The sequence below is a fragment of the Fluviicola sp. genome (assembly GCF_039596355.1).
GTDB lineage: Bacteria > Bacteroidota > Bacteroidia > Flavobacteriales_D > Crocinitomicaceae > Fluviicola.
The window spans coordinates 29,609-43,628 of record NZ_JBCNJW010000004.1; the positions used below are offsets into that span (position 1 = coordinate 29,609).

The window sequence follows — 14,020 nt, forward strand, 5'->3', positions numbered from 1 at the left end:
GATTGGGGTTCAAGAAAAACATCACAACACAATATTTAATCAACTCATATTAAACGCATTAAGCATCTATCCCTTTTTAGAGCTACACACAAAATCCGTTGTCGGAATTCCTGCTTTTTTGATTGCTCCGAATCCTCCCGCGATATCAATCAGGTTCTTAAATCCTTTTTGCTTCAACAGGGAAATCGCGATCACGCTCCGGTAGCCACCTGCACAATGCACATAGTACGGATTATTCGGGTTCAGGTTCCCCAAATCTTCCAGCATGAAATCCAGCGGAACGTGCTCTGCATGCTCCAAATGCTCTGCATCATATTCTCCCGGCTTGCGGACATCTACTACCGGAAGCGACTCGATTCTATCTGCAATGCTTTCCGCAGTCACCGATTCGATTGTTTCTACCGGTTCACCCGCAGCAATCCATGATGCCATTCCGCCATCGAGGTAACCGACACAGTTATCATAGCCAACACGTGCCAAACGCGTCACCGTTTCTTCTTCTTTTCCTTCCGGAACAACCAGGATAATCGGTTGATTGATATTTTCAATCAGCGCCCCTACCCACATAGCAAAAGTTCCGTTTAATCCGATAAACAAACTGTTCGGAATGGCTCCTTTGATGTATTCGTCTTGTGTACGAACATCCAGAACCAGCACTCCGTCCGTGATCAGGCGTTTTACCTCCTCTACAGACAAAGCCGTATTTCCTTTGGAAATCACATCCTCAATCGATGCATATCCGTTTTTGTTCATCATCGCATTCTTCGGGAAGTATTGAGGCGGAGGTAAAATTCCGTCCGTCACTTCCTGAATGAATTCTTCGCGGCTCATATCTGCACGCAAAGCGTAATTGGTCTGTTTTTGTTCTCCCAGCGTTCCCACTGTTTCAGAGCTCATGTTCTTTCCACAGGAACTTCCTGCACCGTGTCCCGGGTAAACCGTCACAGCATCCGGAAGTGTCATGATTCGGTTTCGCAAGGAATCAAACAGCATTCCTGCCAGGTCTTCCTGCGTCAAATCGCCTTTGATTGCCAGATCGGGTCTTCCGACATCTCCCAAAAACAGGGTGTCTCCGGTAAAAATCGCCGTTTCTTTCCCGTTTTCATCCAAAAGCAGATACGTCACCGATTCGGGAGTATGTCCCGGAGTATGCAGTACTTTAATCGTTACTTTCCCGACTTTGAATTCCTGGTTATCGGTTGCAATGATTGCATCGAAATGTGTTTTTGCCGTCGGCCCGTACACGATCTGAGCACCTGTGCTTTTAGCAAGGTCTACGTGTCCGGAAACGAAATCCGCATGAAAATGTGTTTCAAAAATGTATTTGATGGTTCCGTTCCATTCTTTGGCCAGATCCAAATAAGGCTGTACTTCCCTCAAAGGGTCAATAACAGCGATTTCTCCTTCGCTTTCAATGAAATATGCCGCTTCGGCTAAACATTTGGTGTATAATTGTTCTATGCGCATGTGTGTGTCTTTTTACACTACAAATTTCGGGATTTTTTCGACGCAAAAAATGACTTTACTCATAAGAAATTCAAAATGATGGATTCGAAATTCAGAAACGTTGCAATGAATCTTGAAAAGTTAAGGGAATCTATCGGGGTATAACCAGCCGGATACGTCCTGTATGCTTATTCTCGATACACTACGCACTCGAATTGACGCATACAGAATAGCCGAACCAACAGCATTTGTGAACTTTTGGACTGATTTTTGATTTTTCCCATGCAGTTTGCAAAATTGCACTATTTTTAAACCCAAATATGTTTCTATGAAAAAAGGATTTAAATACATTTCTGCCCTGGTGCTTTTATGTATGATGACCGCTTCGGTTTTTGCGCAAAAAGTAGAATTACCGAAGGACGCCCAGCCCGGATTGTATGCCGCTTTCACCACAACGAAAGGAACTATCATTGTGAAGCTGGAAGACGAGAAAACACCGATGACTGTGGCAAACTTTGTTGGTTTGGCTGAAGGAAACTTCACCATTTTCGACTCCATCAAATTTACAAAACCATTCTACGACGGATTGAAATTTCACCGTGTTATTAAGGATTTCATGATCCAGGGAGGTGACCCGCAAGGAAACGGAATGGGCGGCCCGGGCTACAAATTTTATGATGAAACACGACCTGACCTGACACACAGCGGGCCTGGAATTCTTTCCATGGCAAACAGCGGACCGGGAACAAACGGAAGCCAGTTTTTCATTACACACAAGGAAACGCCATGGCTGAACGGAAAACACACGGTTTTCGGACACGTAATCGTTGGTCAGGATGTCGTGAATAAGATCGAGCAAAACGATGTGATGACCAAAGTGCAGATCATCCGTAACGGAAAAGCGTATAAAAACTGGAATGCAACGGAAGTTTTCAAGGCGGCTTACGCAAAAGTAAAAGCGGAAGAAGAAGTGAAAAAAGCAGAACAGGCTCGTTTGGATGCAATCGAAAAAGAGCGCATTGCAAAGGTTTCTAAAATGACGGAAGACGAATACCGCGTTTACTTACTGGAAGAAATCCGTAAAAAGTACCCGACAGCACAGCAAACCGCTTCCGGACTGGTTTACGTGATTCAGCAGGAAGGGAACGGAACAAAGGCTAAAAAAGGAGACCAGGTTTCAACGCATTATGTAGGGACTTTCCTGAACGGAACGAAATTCGATTCTTCCCGTGACCGCAACCAGCCTTTGGACTTTACGCACGATATCGGACAAATGATTGCCGGGTATGACGAAGCTATTTCGATCCTGAGCAAAGGCGGACGAGGACTTTTCGTGATTCCTTACTTCAAGGCGTACGGTGCTGCTGGAAGACCCGGAGCAATTCCTCCGTACTCTGACCTGGTTTTTGATATTGAATTATTGAATATCATGCCGGCTGCAGCTCCTGCTCAGAACGGTGTCGATAAATAACCCCTTCAACGAAACGTTGAGAAGCCATCGGTGAATGCCGGTGGCTTTTTTGTTTTGGAGATTCTCCCGAATCCCTTGCCGGGACTGGTCAAATAGATGGATGTCTATCCGTATTCTGAGGGAATGGAGAAATTAGATTATTTTAACTGTAATATTTTTTGTTACAATTAACTTTTTACCTTACCTTTGTCGCAAATGAACAATACGCGCTTTGCTACGGCAATACATATTATGACTTTACTGGCTCATTATCCGGGCGAATGGCTGAGCTCCGATCTCATTGCGGCAAGCATCAACATCAACCCGGTGATCGTGCGTAAGGAACTAATCGTACTCAAAGAAGCGGGGTTCATTGAAAGTAAAATGGGAAAAGACGGAGGATGCAGACTGGCTAAAAGCGCTTCGGAGATTGCCATTTCGGAGATTTACGACGTGGTGAAAAACGGCGAAATCCTGGGAAAAAAGAATCAGAATCCCAATCCGAAATGCGATGTCGGAAGAGATATCAATCAGAATCTGCAGCTACTGTTCGGTGAAACGGATCTATTGATTACCCGGTTCCTGAAACAGAAGTCCCTGGCGGATTTTGCCCTTTTATTTGCTTGAAAAATTTTTTAACTCAATATGTAACATTTTTTATTACAATTAATTTAAATCGACAATCATGAAAAAAGTAACAGTAATCGGAGCAACCGGATTCGTAGGATCGAAAGTGGTGAATGAATTGGCAGAAAGAGGCTACTCAGTAACAGCCATTGCCAGAAATAGCGAAAAAGTAGCAAAAAACGAACACGTGACGGCTGTAAGTGCTGATGCAACAAATCCTGAAAAGCTTGCAGAAGCAATCAAAGGAAGTGATGCAGTGATCAGTACCTTCAATGCAGGTTGGACAAACCCAAACATTTACAACGATTTCCTTGCGGGATCCAGAAACATTGAAAAAGCAGTAGAATTATCCGGAGTAAAACGCTTCATCGTAGTAGGAGGAGCAGGAAGTTTGTTCGTTGGAGACGCACAATTAGTGGATTCTCCTGAATTTCCGGCAGAAATCAAACCGGGAGCGCAAGCTGCACGCGATTACCTGAACGAAATCAAAGGAAACAACACCCTTGACTGGACATTCTTCAGTCCGGCAATTGAAATGCACCAGGGAACTGCAGGTGTGAGAAAAGGAACTTACCGCACAGCTTTGGAAAACCCGGTATTCGATGAAAACGGAAGAAGCGTACTTTCTGTGGAAGACGTAGCTGTAGCATTGGTTGATGAGTTGGAACAAAACAAACACATCAAACAACGTTTCACAGCGGCTTATTAATATTTCGCAATGAATTTCTTGAACGGGGAGGCTGGTTGAGTCTTCCCGTTTCTTAGTTAACGGCAACCAATCTCTACTCCATCTCATTATTCAGATTGATCCGCATTCCCAAACACAGCCGGAAATAGTAAAATCGTGCATTAAAGTCTGTAGCCGGACTCTCATAGACACCAACATTTTTTTGAAGTGCTAACTCGGATTTCAGGATAAGATCCACCCGCCGGGATACCGGAAAAATTCCTCCCAAACTGATAGCGGGAGACAGGGAAAAATATCCATTGAACTTTTCTGTTCTGAGTTCCGTATAACCGGGGTTTTGAGGTGACATTCCGTAAGAAGTATACCTGGAGGTAAGAGTTCCGGTCAAGGGAAAACCCAAATATCCTCCCGCTTCTGCAAAGAACCGGGTTCTCTTCCCCACATTCAAACGGATCATGAGCGGAATGGAAAGATTCCAAAAGTGATAATGCACATTACTTGAACTCGCCATTTGACCAACATGCCTGCTTTTATTCCAGGTGTGAAAAAAATTGGCCTCGAATCCGGTCTTAAAACTGATGGTCCGCATATCCCTGAACACTACGTTCCCCCCAAAACCTCCTCCGTAAAACGTCCTGGTTTTCCCAAAAGGGTGATTTGCCGAAGCATGCAGTTCAAAAATAGGAATCCGTTGTTGGGCACAAATTGGTGAAGATTCCCAACTAAACACGAACGAAAGGAGTATTGCTATCGGTTTCATTGATCGATGGTTTAATAGGAAGATTCCGAAAAACAGAAAGGTTGGATTCTTATGTTCCGTTCAGCGTAAAAAGACCTCCCCGAACAGATTTTTAAAGATGGTTTTATCAAGGTTCATTCAATGAATCCTCACCCCCACACTAAGCCTGAAAAACAAGTATTTCGGGTTATAAGTTTCTACACTTGTACTCGGTCCCAAACCGGTATACGTTCCGGAAGCCTTCATGCTTTGATGACACACACTTGCTTTCAGGTATAATTTCAAATTTTCTGTAACAGACCAATCATACCCCAGGCCATAGGCAACAAAAAAACTTCCGGTTTCTTTGTCTCCAAAACGATTGGCTGCCCGGGTTCCGAACTGATGTCCCAAGTCCACCTGAAGAAACAAACTGTTTTTTCCTTCCCACAGGTTCGCAGATAATGTAAAGAAGAGCGGCAACAAAAAATGTTTGTCCCATTTCCGGATACCAACTCCCACTCCCGCAAACAATCGTCCGTAACGGATTCCATTGGAGCTGGAAAGCTCCAAAATGTTCTCGTTGTTCGAAACAAAATCATCATACGGCGTTCTGACTGTTCCGACTCCAAACAACACTCCCAACTCATTTCGTGAGCAAAACTGAGTATACGGTTTTGAAAGAGAGTCTTTAGTTTGAGCTGCGACATCTGAAATCCAAAACAAAGAGATTCCGAAGCAAATGATTAGTCGGGTTGTTTTCATTTTACAGAAATATACCAGTTGATCAGTCTGGCAAAGATTCAGTTTAACAGTTTAAAATATATTTTACTTCTTCGTTTTCTGCTTATAAAACCGGAAATAATCGATTTCGAAAACCATCGGGAAGGCTGCGTCTTTTTCCGGTTCGCCTCCATTACCGTATTGCACCCCCAGGTTGAAACGCACATCCATGGTTTCGGTATCCGGCCAGAAATAGGCCTCCAGCAAGTCGCCCGGATTTTTTGCATCGGATTTGCACGTAACCGGTTCTCCTTTTTTGGTCATGAAATGATAGGTTGTACGTACTTTTTCCCCGTCGATGTACCAGGTCATTTTGTAGTAATCCCACTCCAATCCGTATACGTGGTAGTCTTCGTCCAGTTCGGAAGTAGTCCAGCTTTGTCCCTGGCAAGGTTTGCACCAATCCGTCGGACACGTGGCATCGTTTGGAAACAAGGCTTTGTTGGAATGGATATTCCAGTGCGGATTTTTGGAAAGACGTTTGGGGTCATACAATCCCATGCAGCTGTTTTCATTCCAGAATTCAAAAATATCGATTTCGAATGCAAAGCCGTCTTTCCCGGAGAACATCCAGAACGCCGGCCACATTCCTTTTGCTTTCGGCAATTTACAACGTGCTTCGTAATACCCGTACCCAAACTGCTTTTCCGATTCGATCCACCCGGAAGAATAGTCGAAACTACCGGTATCGCGCTTCGGCGGGTTGGTTGACCAGTCTGTGACGTAAGAACCCACGATCGGTTTCGGTTCTTTCACGGCAATCAGTTTTAACATTCCGTTTTCCAACCGGATGTTATTCGAAACAGGAATTTCAGGTGCTTTTCCGCTGTTTGCATACCACTGCTTGGAACCTCCGCTGGCAAAGTCAAAGCCTGCCATGAGTCCCTGGTATGGGATCTTCCAGTTGGAATAGTTCAACTCCTTCCCGTCAAACGCATCCTCGAAGTCCAGTACCCAGGCGTTGTGATTACACTCCGGCAAGACCATTTTCGACAAAACCGGACCGTAAATTCCACCATCAATCTTTTTCGTTTTGACCTCCTTGCCCTTCTTTTGAGCAAAGGCTGCAGGTGAAAAGCATAAAGCGGCAACAACGGGAATCAGAAGGAATCTCATAAACGTTTTTTTCTATTTCGCCCTTGAATATAGGCAATTTGGATGTTTTTTGATGGATAATGGCTCAATCCGTTCAAAAAGTAAAAAGGTTCCATTGTCCAAGCACTGAATTTGAACTTTTTCTACCCGTAAAACAGCCTCTGATCTTTATAGCTGCTCCGGTGAAAACACAAAAAAAGGAGTGACAAAAATCACTCCCTTTCTTTCCTTATAGATGAATCTTTTAGCGGATAATTCCAATCTCCAGCAGAGCACGGTTATCCATTACATTCAATTTCTTTTGCAACGCTTGTCTTGCAGAGTTTGCCATGGAAGACTTCACCTGGCTCAACAACTGCATTTTCTCTGCATCGTAGTTTGCAGCAGCCGGTGCCTTCACTGTTTTGTTCAAACGAATCACGTATACTCCGGACTGACCAACTGTTGCTTTGGAAGAAGCTTTGTCTTTCAGTTTTCCGGAGAACAATGCTCCTACTACTTCCGGCTCGTAACCTCCACCCTGAATACTTGGTGAAGCGAACGTCAATTCAGCCTGTTTGACATCTGTTTTCAACTTTTTAGCCAAAGACTCCAGATTGGTAACAGACCCGATTTTCTTCAGAATAGCATTTGCTTTCTTCTCGTTCAATGCATCTGTTCTCATACGCTCGTATACGTCTACCAATGCAGGAGCTCCTTTTTCACGGATAGAAGATACAATTGCAATGATCATGCGGTTATCATCCTGGATCGGTGAAGAACACAAATCTCCAACCTGTGCATCTTCTCTGTATGCCATTTCCAGGATGGCCTGTGCAGCCATTTTCGTTGTGAATCCCTGAACTTTCGGAGCCTCGTCGAACATACGTACCGGACGGGAGTAATATCCGTTTCTGCGCGCAATCGTATCGAACAAAATGATTTTGTCTGTGATGTCTGATTTTTTAGCAAGCTCTCTGTCGATTTCTGACAAAGTGCTGTATGCTTCATCTTTCCAGTCTGTTTTTGTATCGGAAGAAGCTACCAATGTTTTTTCAACCACTGCCAATACAGGGAATCTTACGTCGTTCTTTCTATCCAATACTTCAATGATGTGGAATCCGAAGTCTGTTTGAACCACTCCGATTGTTCCTACCGGCTTGTCCGTAGAGAATTTAGAGAACGGTGTCACCATTTCGTAATCCATGAAGTCTTCGTAAACTCCACCTTTGTCTTTCGATCCCGGATCTTCAGAGTATTTTTTCACGAATTCTTCGAAGTTGGTTTTGTTTACCACTTTCACCAAACTGTCAGCTAGTTTTTTCGCAGAAGCAATTTTCTTATCGTCTCCTTTTTGCGCTGCAATCAGGATGTGACGCACTTTACATACTGTTGTATTGAAGTCCAATACTTTTGCAATACGTGTGTGCCCGTTGTCATTGTATGGTCCTACCAACTGCCCGATGGACGCTTTTTTGAATACGCTGTCCATTGCAGCAGGGTAAGTCAATCCCTGGCGTGCTTTCGGATCACCTTCCGGACGGAAAGTAAACATGTGACCTGAAGCATACATACGCGGCAATTCGGAGTTCTGCAAAATGAATACAGAATCGTTTGTAGAAGCTGCGAAGTTTTTCTTGATCGCTGTCAATTCTTTGTTGAATTCAGCAGAATCTTTTTTAGAAGGCTGGATGGTAATATCGAAGTATTTCACATCGCGTCCTGCCATTACCTGGTATTTCGGTCTGTCTTTGTTCTTGTCGTAGAATGCGCGTACTTCTTTGTCAGAAATTTTCATCTGAGTTTCTGAAATATCGCGGTAAGCACCCATTACAAATGAAATCGATTTGGACTCGTTTTTAGCCAGATATTCGTTTTTCGCTTCCAATTTGGTTACGTAAGCTCCCTGCCCCAGGTACTGGAAGTATTTTTCCTGCATACGCTGATTGCGGATTGCCTGTTTGGTCTTTTTCCATCCTTCGATCGCGTTCGGATCTGTTGATTTCTCCTGATCCTGGATGTATTTATCCAACTGCGCAGCATTGAACTGTCCGGTATTCGGATCTGTAAATGCCTGCTGAATTTCCGGCAACATGGTGAATCCTTCTTCCCCGTATAGGAAAGCCGTAAATTCTTTTTCAGAAACTGCCAGTCCTAACGCTTCATACTCACGATTCAGGATGATTTCATCAACTGTTGCGGACCATGCTTTGTCTGCAGATTGTTCTGCATCGCGGTCTGTGTACTCACGTTGCTGCTGCTGAAACTGCTGTCTGTCTGACATTTCGAACTGAGTCAATTTCGCATTGTAAATTGCGGTATCAACTCCATCCCCGTCAATTGTCCCCAAGGTTCCTCTTTCAACGGAAGACCCCAGTTTATCAAATAATCCAGTAAGAATAAAAACTAAGAGAGCTAAACCAGTAATACCTACCAAGAGGTAACGCTGATCTCTGATTTTACCAATGATTGCCATTCTATAAATTCTTTTTAAGGGTGCGAATATAATCAGTTGAGCCGACTTTTTAAACCTTTCCCCTTTTTTTTGTCAATTAAGCATCAATTATTTGTCTGATTGATTGTTCAAAAACAGGTCAGGACGAATTGTAAGATCGAATGATCCGGTCGGTTGAAAAGTTCAGTGAGTTCAAAAGTTGAAAGCAATTCAATCTTCGTATTGAACTATTGTAAGGATCTATTCAAAAAAAGTTAAAATCGACCGAAAAAGAATCCGGAAAGGAGATTTATCCGTAATTCAGTAAAAAATTGCGTCATGAAACACATCCTTTCCCTTTGCATCCTTGCCGCCTTCTCATTGAGTGCCTGTGCTCAGAAAAATCCGGTATCGGAAAAGAAAACCCAAACTCCGGCTCAATTGTCGAAATACCAGGTAGCTTATTTCGGAAGCGGTTGTTTCTGGTGTGTGGAAGCCATTTATGAATCGGTAAAAGGTGTCGCTGAAGTGGAAAGCGGTTATTCGGGCGGGCATGTTGTAAACCCGACTTACGAGGAAGTGTGTACCGGAACGACCGGTCATGCGGAAACCGTTAAAATCTATTACGATTCGAGTGTTGTTTCATATGACGATTTGCTGAAAGTGTTCTTCGAATCGCATGATCCGACAACCATGAATCGCCAGGGGCCGGATATGGGAACACAGTATCGTTCGGCGATTTTTTACCAGAATGATTACGAACGCGACCATGCGAAAGCATACATCAAACAACTCCTGGATGAGAAAACATTTCCTTCTATCACCACGGAAGTAACGCGATTCACTGCTTTTTATAAAGCTGAAGCATACCACCAGGATTTCGAATGTAAAAACCCGAATAACGGTTATGTGAAAGCTGTTTCCCAGCCAAGACTGGAACAGTTCAAAGTGAAAGTACCGGAATTATTGAAACCGGAAGAGAAAAAACCTTAAGTTGAACAATTACGAATTACGAAACACATTGATTATCAACTACGGTCTTTTCAATTTTACATTTTCAATTATAAATTCTCTAAATAGTCTTCTACTTCGCGGACATGCACCATCGGGATGGAACACACGCCGGCTGCGCAAACCGTCGCATCGGAATCATCCGAAAAACGCACCAGCAGGAACGGAGAACTTTTCTTGCGGAACACCTTCCATTCTTCTGCCCGGGGAATCGTCAAAAGTCGGACTTCTTTTTGAAAGCGCAGCAATAACAAGGCCCAATTGGAATAGCCGGAGCCGTATTGCTCCATTCCCTCAATCACATTCTGAAGCAGCTGCTTCGACTTGTTTTCATAGTCCAGTTCATCCGACAACAAGGAAAGCGTCAGCAAGTTGTTTGCCATGATGCTGTTTGTGGATGGAATCACATTGTCGTTGATTTCCATTTTCCGTGCAATCAGGTCGTGATTATCGGAGGTAAAATAGAACATCCCGGATTGCGGATCGAAAAAGTGTTTCAGGGTATACGCGCAAAGCGACTCGGCAAATTTCAGCTCTTCGTCGTTTCCTGTCACCTGGTACAAATTCAGAAACGCCTGAATCGTCGTAGCGTAATCATCCAAAAATCCGTCGATGAACGAACGTCCGTTTTGACGCGTATGCCAAAGCTGGAAATCGGCTTCGACCTGGTAATTCCGGATCCAGCGAGCCTGTTGCAAGGCCAGTTTCAAATAACTGTGATCTTCCGTTGCTTTGAACGCTTCTACCAATCCCGTTATCGTAAGTGCATTCCAGGCGGTCAGGCATTTGGTGTCTGTTCCTGGTGCGATGCGTTTTTTTCGAATATGTAATAGGGTATCCAGCTGATCCTGGATTTTCGCCGGTGTGACTTCCGGGTTCTTCGCTCCGAATTCTTCCCAGGTTTCATTCCGGAGTAACACCCATTGCTGGTGTTCCCAATATCCCTTGTTCCCGGGATTGTATAACGACCAGAACCAGGACGCATTTTCTCCCAGTGCGGCTTCTATTTCGGATGGTGTCCAAACGTAGTATTTTCCCTCTACTCCTTCCGAATCGGCATCCTGGGCGGCAAATAAACCTCCTTCTTCGCTCAGCATTTCCCGCTCAAGCCAGCCCAATGTTTGATCCAGAACCCGTTTGTATTCCGGTAAATTCGTCTGTTGATAAGCCTGTGCGTAAACACCAAGCAATTGTCCGTTGTCGTATAGCATCTTTTCGAAATGCGGGATTTTCCACAACAAATCAACTGAATAACGCGAAAATCCGCCACCAACCTGGTCATAGATTCCTCCAAGCGCCATTTTCCGCAGCGTGAGATTGGCATATTCCGTCACGGCATCGTTTTGTGCCAGAACGCCATAATGAAGCAGGAATTCCAGGTTGCTTGGTAAAGGAAATTTTGGAGCGGATGTTGGCCCTCCCTCGACCATATCCATGCGTTGCTGCCAACGACGCACCAATTCCGGGAGTTTGTCTTCCGGGAACGGTTTGACCTGCTCGGCTACAGAAATCCAATCCGATTGCTGCACTCCGTGACTCAATTCATCGGCATATTCAAGCACCTTTTGAGGTTCGGTTCGATAGGTATGTTCCAACGAACGGAGTACGTGCATCCATTGTTCCTTCGGAAAATAAGTTCCTCCGTAGATAGGCTTTCCGTTCGGGATCGTGAAACAATTCAGGGGCCATCCGCCGCGCTGTGTCATGAGCTGTACGGCCGTCATATAGACCTGATCCACATCGGGGCGTTCTTCCCTGTCGACCTTGATACAAACGAAATGTTTGTTCATCAATGCCGCTACTTCCTCATCTTCGAAACACTCGTGTTCCATCACGTGACACCAGTGACAAGCCGAATAACCGACCGAAACCAGTACCAGTTTGTTTTCTTTTTCCGCCTGTTCAAATGCTTCTTTCGACCAGGGAACCCAGTTGACCGGGTTGTGTGCATGTTGTTGCAGGTAGAGACTGCTTTCGTGGATGAGTTCGTTTGTGTATTGTTCCATGATATAAAGGTACGAAACATGGAAGAATGGCGTGTGTTCGGGTGGGATTCGGGGTTGGGTTGTGGCGATGAATCTTTCTGTATCACAGTGAAATCCGAGATTTTATACCATTTTATAAATTTGTAAAATTGTTTTTCAAGAACCCGTTTTTGCCTCTGAACACAGCGTGCCGACCCCTCAATGCTTCCTCATCAAATAATCCCTCAACCAACGCGGATAATAAACAATCAATTGGTCTATTTCTAATTTGGATTAATTTTGTAGCTCAATTTTAAGAAAAGTGAAACAACTGCAGCCAGTTCATGTACTCATTTATCTCGCCGGAATCCTGGCCCTGCTCACAGGAATCAGCTTTTTGGTGAAAGGCGGTACAATCGACCTGTTCGGTACGGAAGTCCGGTTTTTATCCTTCAATGAAGCACTGACTCCTCCCAAACCGGTTGAGAAAAAAGACATTACCAAAATCGTTCAGGTAGATACCGTGAATATTGAAGGTGCTTCTGCCGACACCACCATCAAAAACACCTTCGAATCAGAAGGAAAAATGGGAGCGCCTGTAGGTGGAACATTGTCTGCTGAAGCAGCAACATCCATTCAATTCACCGAAAAAGGACTGGCCGACCTGCATGAATTCTTCCAAAAACTGGAAGGGGTTTCCAAAGGAAAAAAAGTACGCGTACTCCACTACGGAGATTCTCAGATCGAAGGAGACCGCATGACATCCTACATCCGCCAGCGTCTGCAAACACAGTTCGGTGGATTCGGCCCGGGAACAATTCCGGCCAAAAACGAATACAATACCATTACCTTCAAACAAACCTGTTCTCCCAATTTCACCCGCTACACCGCATTTGGAGGCGCAAGCCTGAAATCACGCAAATACGGTTCCATGAACACCGCCGCACGCTTTACTCCGGAAATGGATAGTGCACAAATGGCCGCTACAACCAGTATCAAAGAAGCATTCGTGGAAATTGAACCGACCAAAACAGCTTATTCACGGGCACGGGAATACAACCATGCAAAAATGTTCTACACCAGCTGTTTCAAACCGTGTAAGATCAAAGTGTATAACGGAACAAACCTCATCCACGAAGACAGCCTGGAAAACGACGGGAAATACCACGTCTTATCATTGGAATTCCCTTCCACGCCAAATAAACTGCGCTACGAGTTTTCCGCATCCGTGAGCCCTACGATTATCGGTTTTTCACTCGAAAGTGACTACGGAGTATTCGTCGACAACATCGGAATGCGCGGTTCCAGCGGAACATTCTTCGGGAAAATCGACCAAAACATCGCTTCTAAAATGTATGCCGATCTCAACGTCGAAATGGTGATCATGCAGTTTGGCGGAAACAGCGTTCCGTACATGAACGATTCCTCTTCTGTGCGACACTACGTGAAACAATTCAAAGGTCAGTTGCACACACTGAAAAAACTCCGGCCATCTGCATCTGTGATGGTAATCGGGCCAAGTGACATGTCAATGCAAAGTATCAGCGGACGTGTGACGTACAAAATGCTTCCGTTCCTGGTGCAGGAAATGACACGTGTTTCCAAAGAAGCCGGTGCCTGCTACTGGGATTTATTCAGCGCGATGGGTGGTGAAAATTCCATGCCGAGCTGGGTTGAAAAAGGATTGGCCGGGAACGACTACATCCACTTCACGAACAAGGGAGCAAGCATTGCCTCGCAGCTCTTCTTCGATGCGCTCGCTGCCGAGTATGTTAAATGGAAACAGGGAGCTCAGTAAAAAGACGGCATGCTCGTTGCTCAAATC

The 14,020-nt window shown here is 44.6% G+C and carries 11 protein-coding genes; 5 read left to right on the top strand and 6 right to left on the bottom strand.

Features of this window, described 5'->3' with window-relative positions:
- Positions 1-66: 66 nt before the first annotated feature.
- A complete protein-coding gene (locus tag ABDV94_RS10040) occupies positions 67-1,467 on the bottom strand; it encodes a rhodanese-like domain-containing protein (protein ID WP_343607032.1) in 1,401 nt (466 codons plus the stop codon).
- Between the two features lie 307 nt (positions 1,468-1,774).
- Here ABDV94_RS10040 and ABDV94_RS10045 point away from each other — a divergent pair, with 307 nt between their 5' ends.
- The 3 genes from ABDV94_RS10045 to ABDV94_RS10055 all read left to right on the top strand — a co-directional run bounded on the left by ABDV94_RS10045 (position 1,775) and on the right by ABDV94_RS10055 (position 4,232).
- Positions 1,775-2,917: a peptidylprolyl isomerase gene (locus ABDV94_RS10045; protein WP_343607034.1), complete on the top strand. Its 1,143-nt coding sequence runs from the start codon at positions 1,775-1,777 to the stop codon at positions 2,915-2,917.
- A 195-nt stretch (positions 2,918-3,112) separates the two neighbouring features.
- A complete protein-coding gene (locus ABDV94_RS10050; RefSeq protein WP_343607036.1) occupies positions 3,113-3,523 on the top strand; it encodes an Rrf2 family transcriptional regulator in 411 nt (136 codons plus the stop codon).
- A 58-nt stretch (positions 3,524-3,581) separates the two neighbouring features.
- Complete coding sequence (locus ABDV94_RS10055; RefSeq protein WP_343607038.1) at positions 3,582-4,232, top strand: NAD(P)H-binding protein; 651 nt, start codon at positions 3,582-3,584, stop codon at positions 4,230-4,232.
- A gap of 73 nt (positions 4,233-4,305) precedes the next feature.
- Here ABDV94_RS10055 and ABDV94_RS10060 read toward each other — a convergent pair whose 3' ends face one another.
- From ABDV94_RS10060 to ABDV94_RS10075, 4 genes are all read right to left on the bottom strand, one after another.
- On the bottom strand, positions 4,306-4,971 hold the full coding sequence (locus ABDV94_RS10060; RefSeq protein ID WP_343607039.1) for a hypothetical protein: 666 nt from the start codon (positions 4,969-4,971) through the stop codon (positions 4,306-4,308).
- Between the two features lie 117 nt (positions 4,972-5,088).
- Entirely contained in the window at positions 5,089-5,694 is a 606-nt protein-coding gene (locus ABDV94_RS10065) for a hypothetical protein (RefSeq protein ID WP_343607040.1), read from the bottom strand.
- 63 nt (positions 5,695-5,757) lie between these two features.
- Entirely contained in the window at positions 5,758-6,828 is a 1,071-nt protein-coding gene (locus tag ABDV94_RS10070) for a glycoside hydrolase family 16 protein (RefSeq protein WP_343607042.1), read from the bottom strand.
- 223 nt (positions 6,829-7,051) lie between these two features.
- Positions 7,052-9,262, bottom strand: a complete 2,211-nt coding sequence (locus tag ABDV94_RS10075) for a peptidylprolyl isomerase (RefSeq protein ID WP_343607043.1) — start codon at positions 9,260-9,262, stop codon at positions 7,052-7,054.
- A gap of 297 nt (positions 9,263-9,559) precedes the next feature.
- On the opposite strand from ABDV94_RS10075, the gene msrA reads away from it, so the two are divergent.
- Complete coding sequence (gene msrA / locus ABDV94_RS10080) at positions 9,560-10,213, top strand: peptide-methionine (S)-S-oxide reductase MsrA (RefSeq protein ID WP_343607045.1); 654 nt, start codon at positions 9,560-9,562, stop codon at positions 10,211-10,213.
- A gap of 68 nt (positions 10,214-10,281) precedes the next feature.
- Here the strand turns inward: msrA and ABDV94_RS10085 are convergent, their stop codons facing one another.
- Positions 10,282-12,237 carry a thioredoxin domain-containing protein gene (locus tag ABDV94_RS10085; protein ID WP_343607046.1) on the bottom strand — a complete coding sequence of 652 codons (1,956 nt, stop codon included), beginning with the start codon at positions 12,235-12,237 and terminating at the stop codon, positions 10,282-10,284.
- A gap of 280 nt (positions 12,238-12,517) precedes the next feature.
- On the opposite strand from ABDV94_RS10085, the gene ABDV94_RS10090 reads away from it, so the two are divergent.
- A complete protein-coding gene (locus tag ABDV94_RS10090; protein ID WP_343607047.1) occupies positions 12,518-13,993 on the top strand; it encodes a hypothetical protein in 1,476 nt (491 codons plus the stop codon).
- Positions 13,994-14,020 lie beyond the last annotated feature (27 nt).

What these genes read in the sequence shown, in the direction of transcription:
- ABDV94_RS10070 (WP_343607042.1), bottom strand. Translation starts at nt 6,828, where the DNA reads ATGAGATTCCTTCTGATTCCCGTTGTTGCCGCTTTATGCTTTTCACCT.
- msrA (WP_343607045.1), top strand. Translation starts at nt 9,560, where the DNA reads ATGAAACACATCCTTTCCCTTTGCATCCTTGCCGCCTTCTCATTGAGT.
- ABDV94_RS10050 (WP_343607036.1), top strand. Translation starts at nt 3,113, where the DNA reads ATGAACAATACGCGCTTTGCTACGGCAATACATATTATGACTTTACTG.
- ABDV94_RS10075 (WP_343607043.1), bottom strand. Translation starts at nt 9,262, where the DNA reads ATGGCAATCATTGGTAAAATCAGAGATCAGCGTTACCTCTTGGTAGGT.
- ABDV94_RS10060 (WP_343607039.1), bottom strand. Translation starts at nt 4,971, where the DNA reads ATGAAACCGATAGCAATACTCCTTTCGTTCGTGTTTAGTTGGGAATCT.
- ABDV94_RS10085 (WP_343607046.1), bottom strand. Translation starts at nt 12,237, where the DNA reads ATGGAACAATACACAAACGAACTCATCCACGAAAGCAGTCTCTACCTG.
- ABDV94_RS10055 (WP_343607038.1), top strand. Translation starts at nt 3,582, where the DNA reads ATGAAAAAAGTAACAGTAATCGGAGCAACCGGATTCGTAGGATCGAAA.
- ABDV94_RS10065 (WP_343607040.1), bottom strand. Translation starts at nt 5,694, where the DNA reads ATGAAAACAACCCGACTAATCATTTGCTTCGGAATCTCTTTGTTTTGG.
- ABDV94_RS10045 (WP_343607034.1), top strand. Translation starts at nt 1,775, where the DNA reads ATGAAAAAAGGATTTAAATACATTTCTGCCCTGGTGCTTTTATGTATG.
- ABDV94_RS10040 (WP_343607032.1), bottom strand. Translation starts at nt 1,467, where the DNA reads ATGCGCATAGAACAATTATACACCAAATGTTTAGCCGAAGCGGCATAT.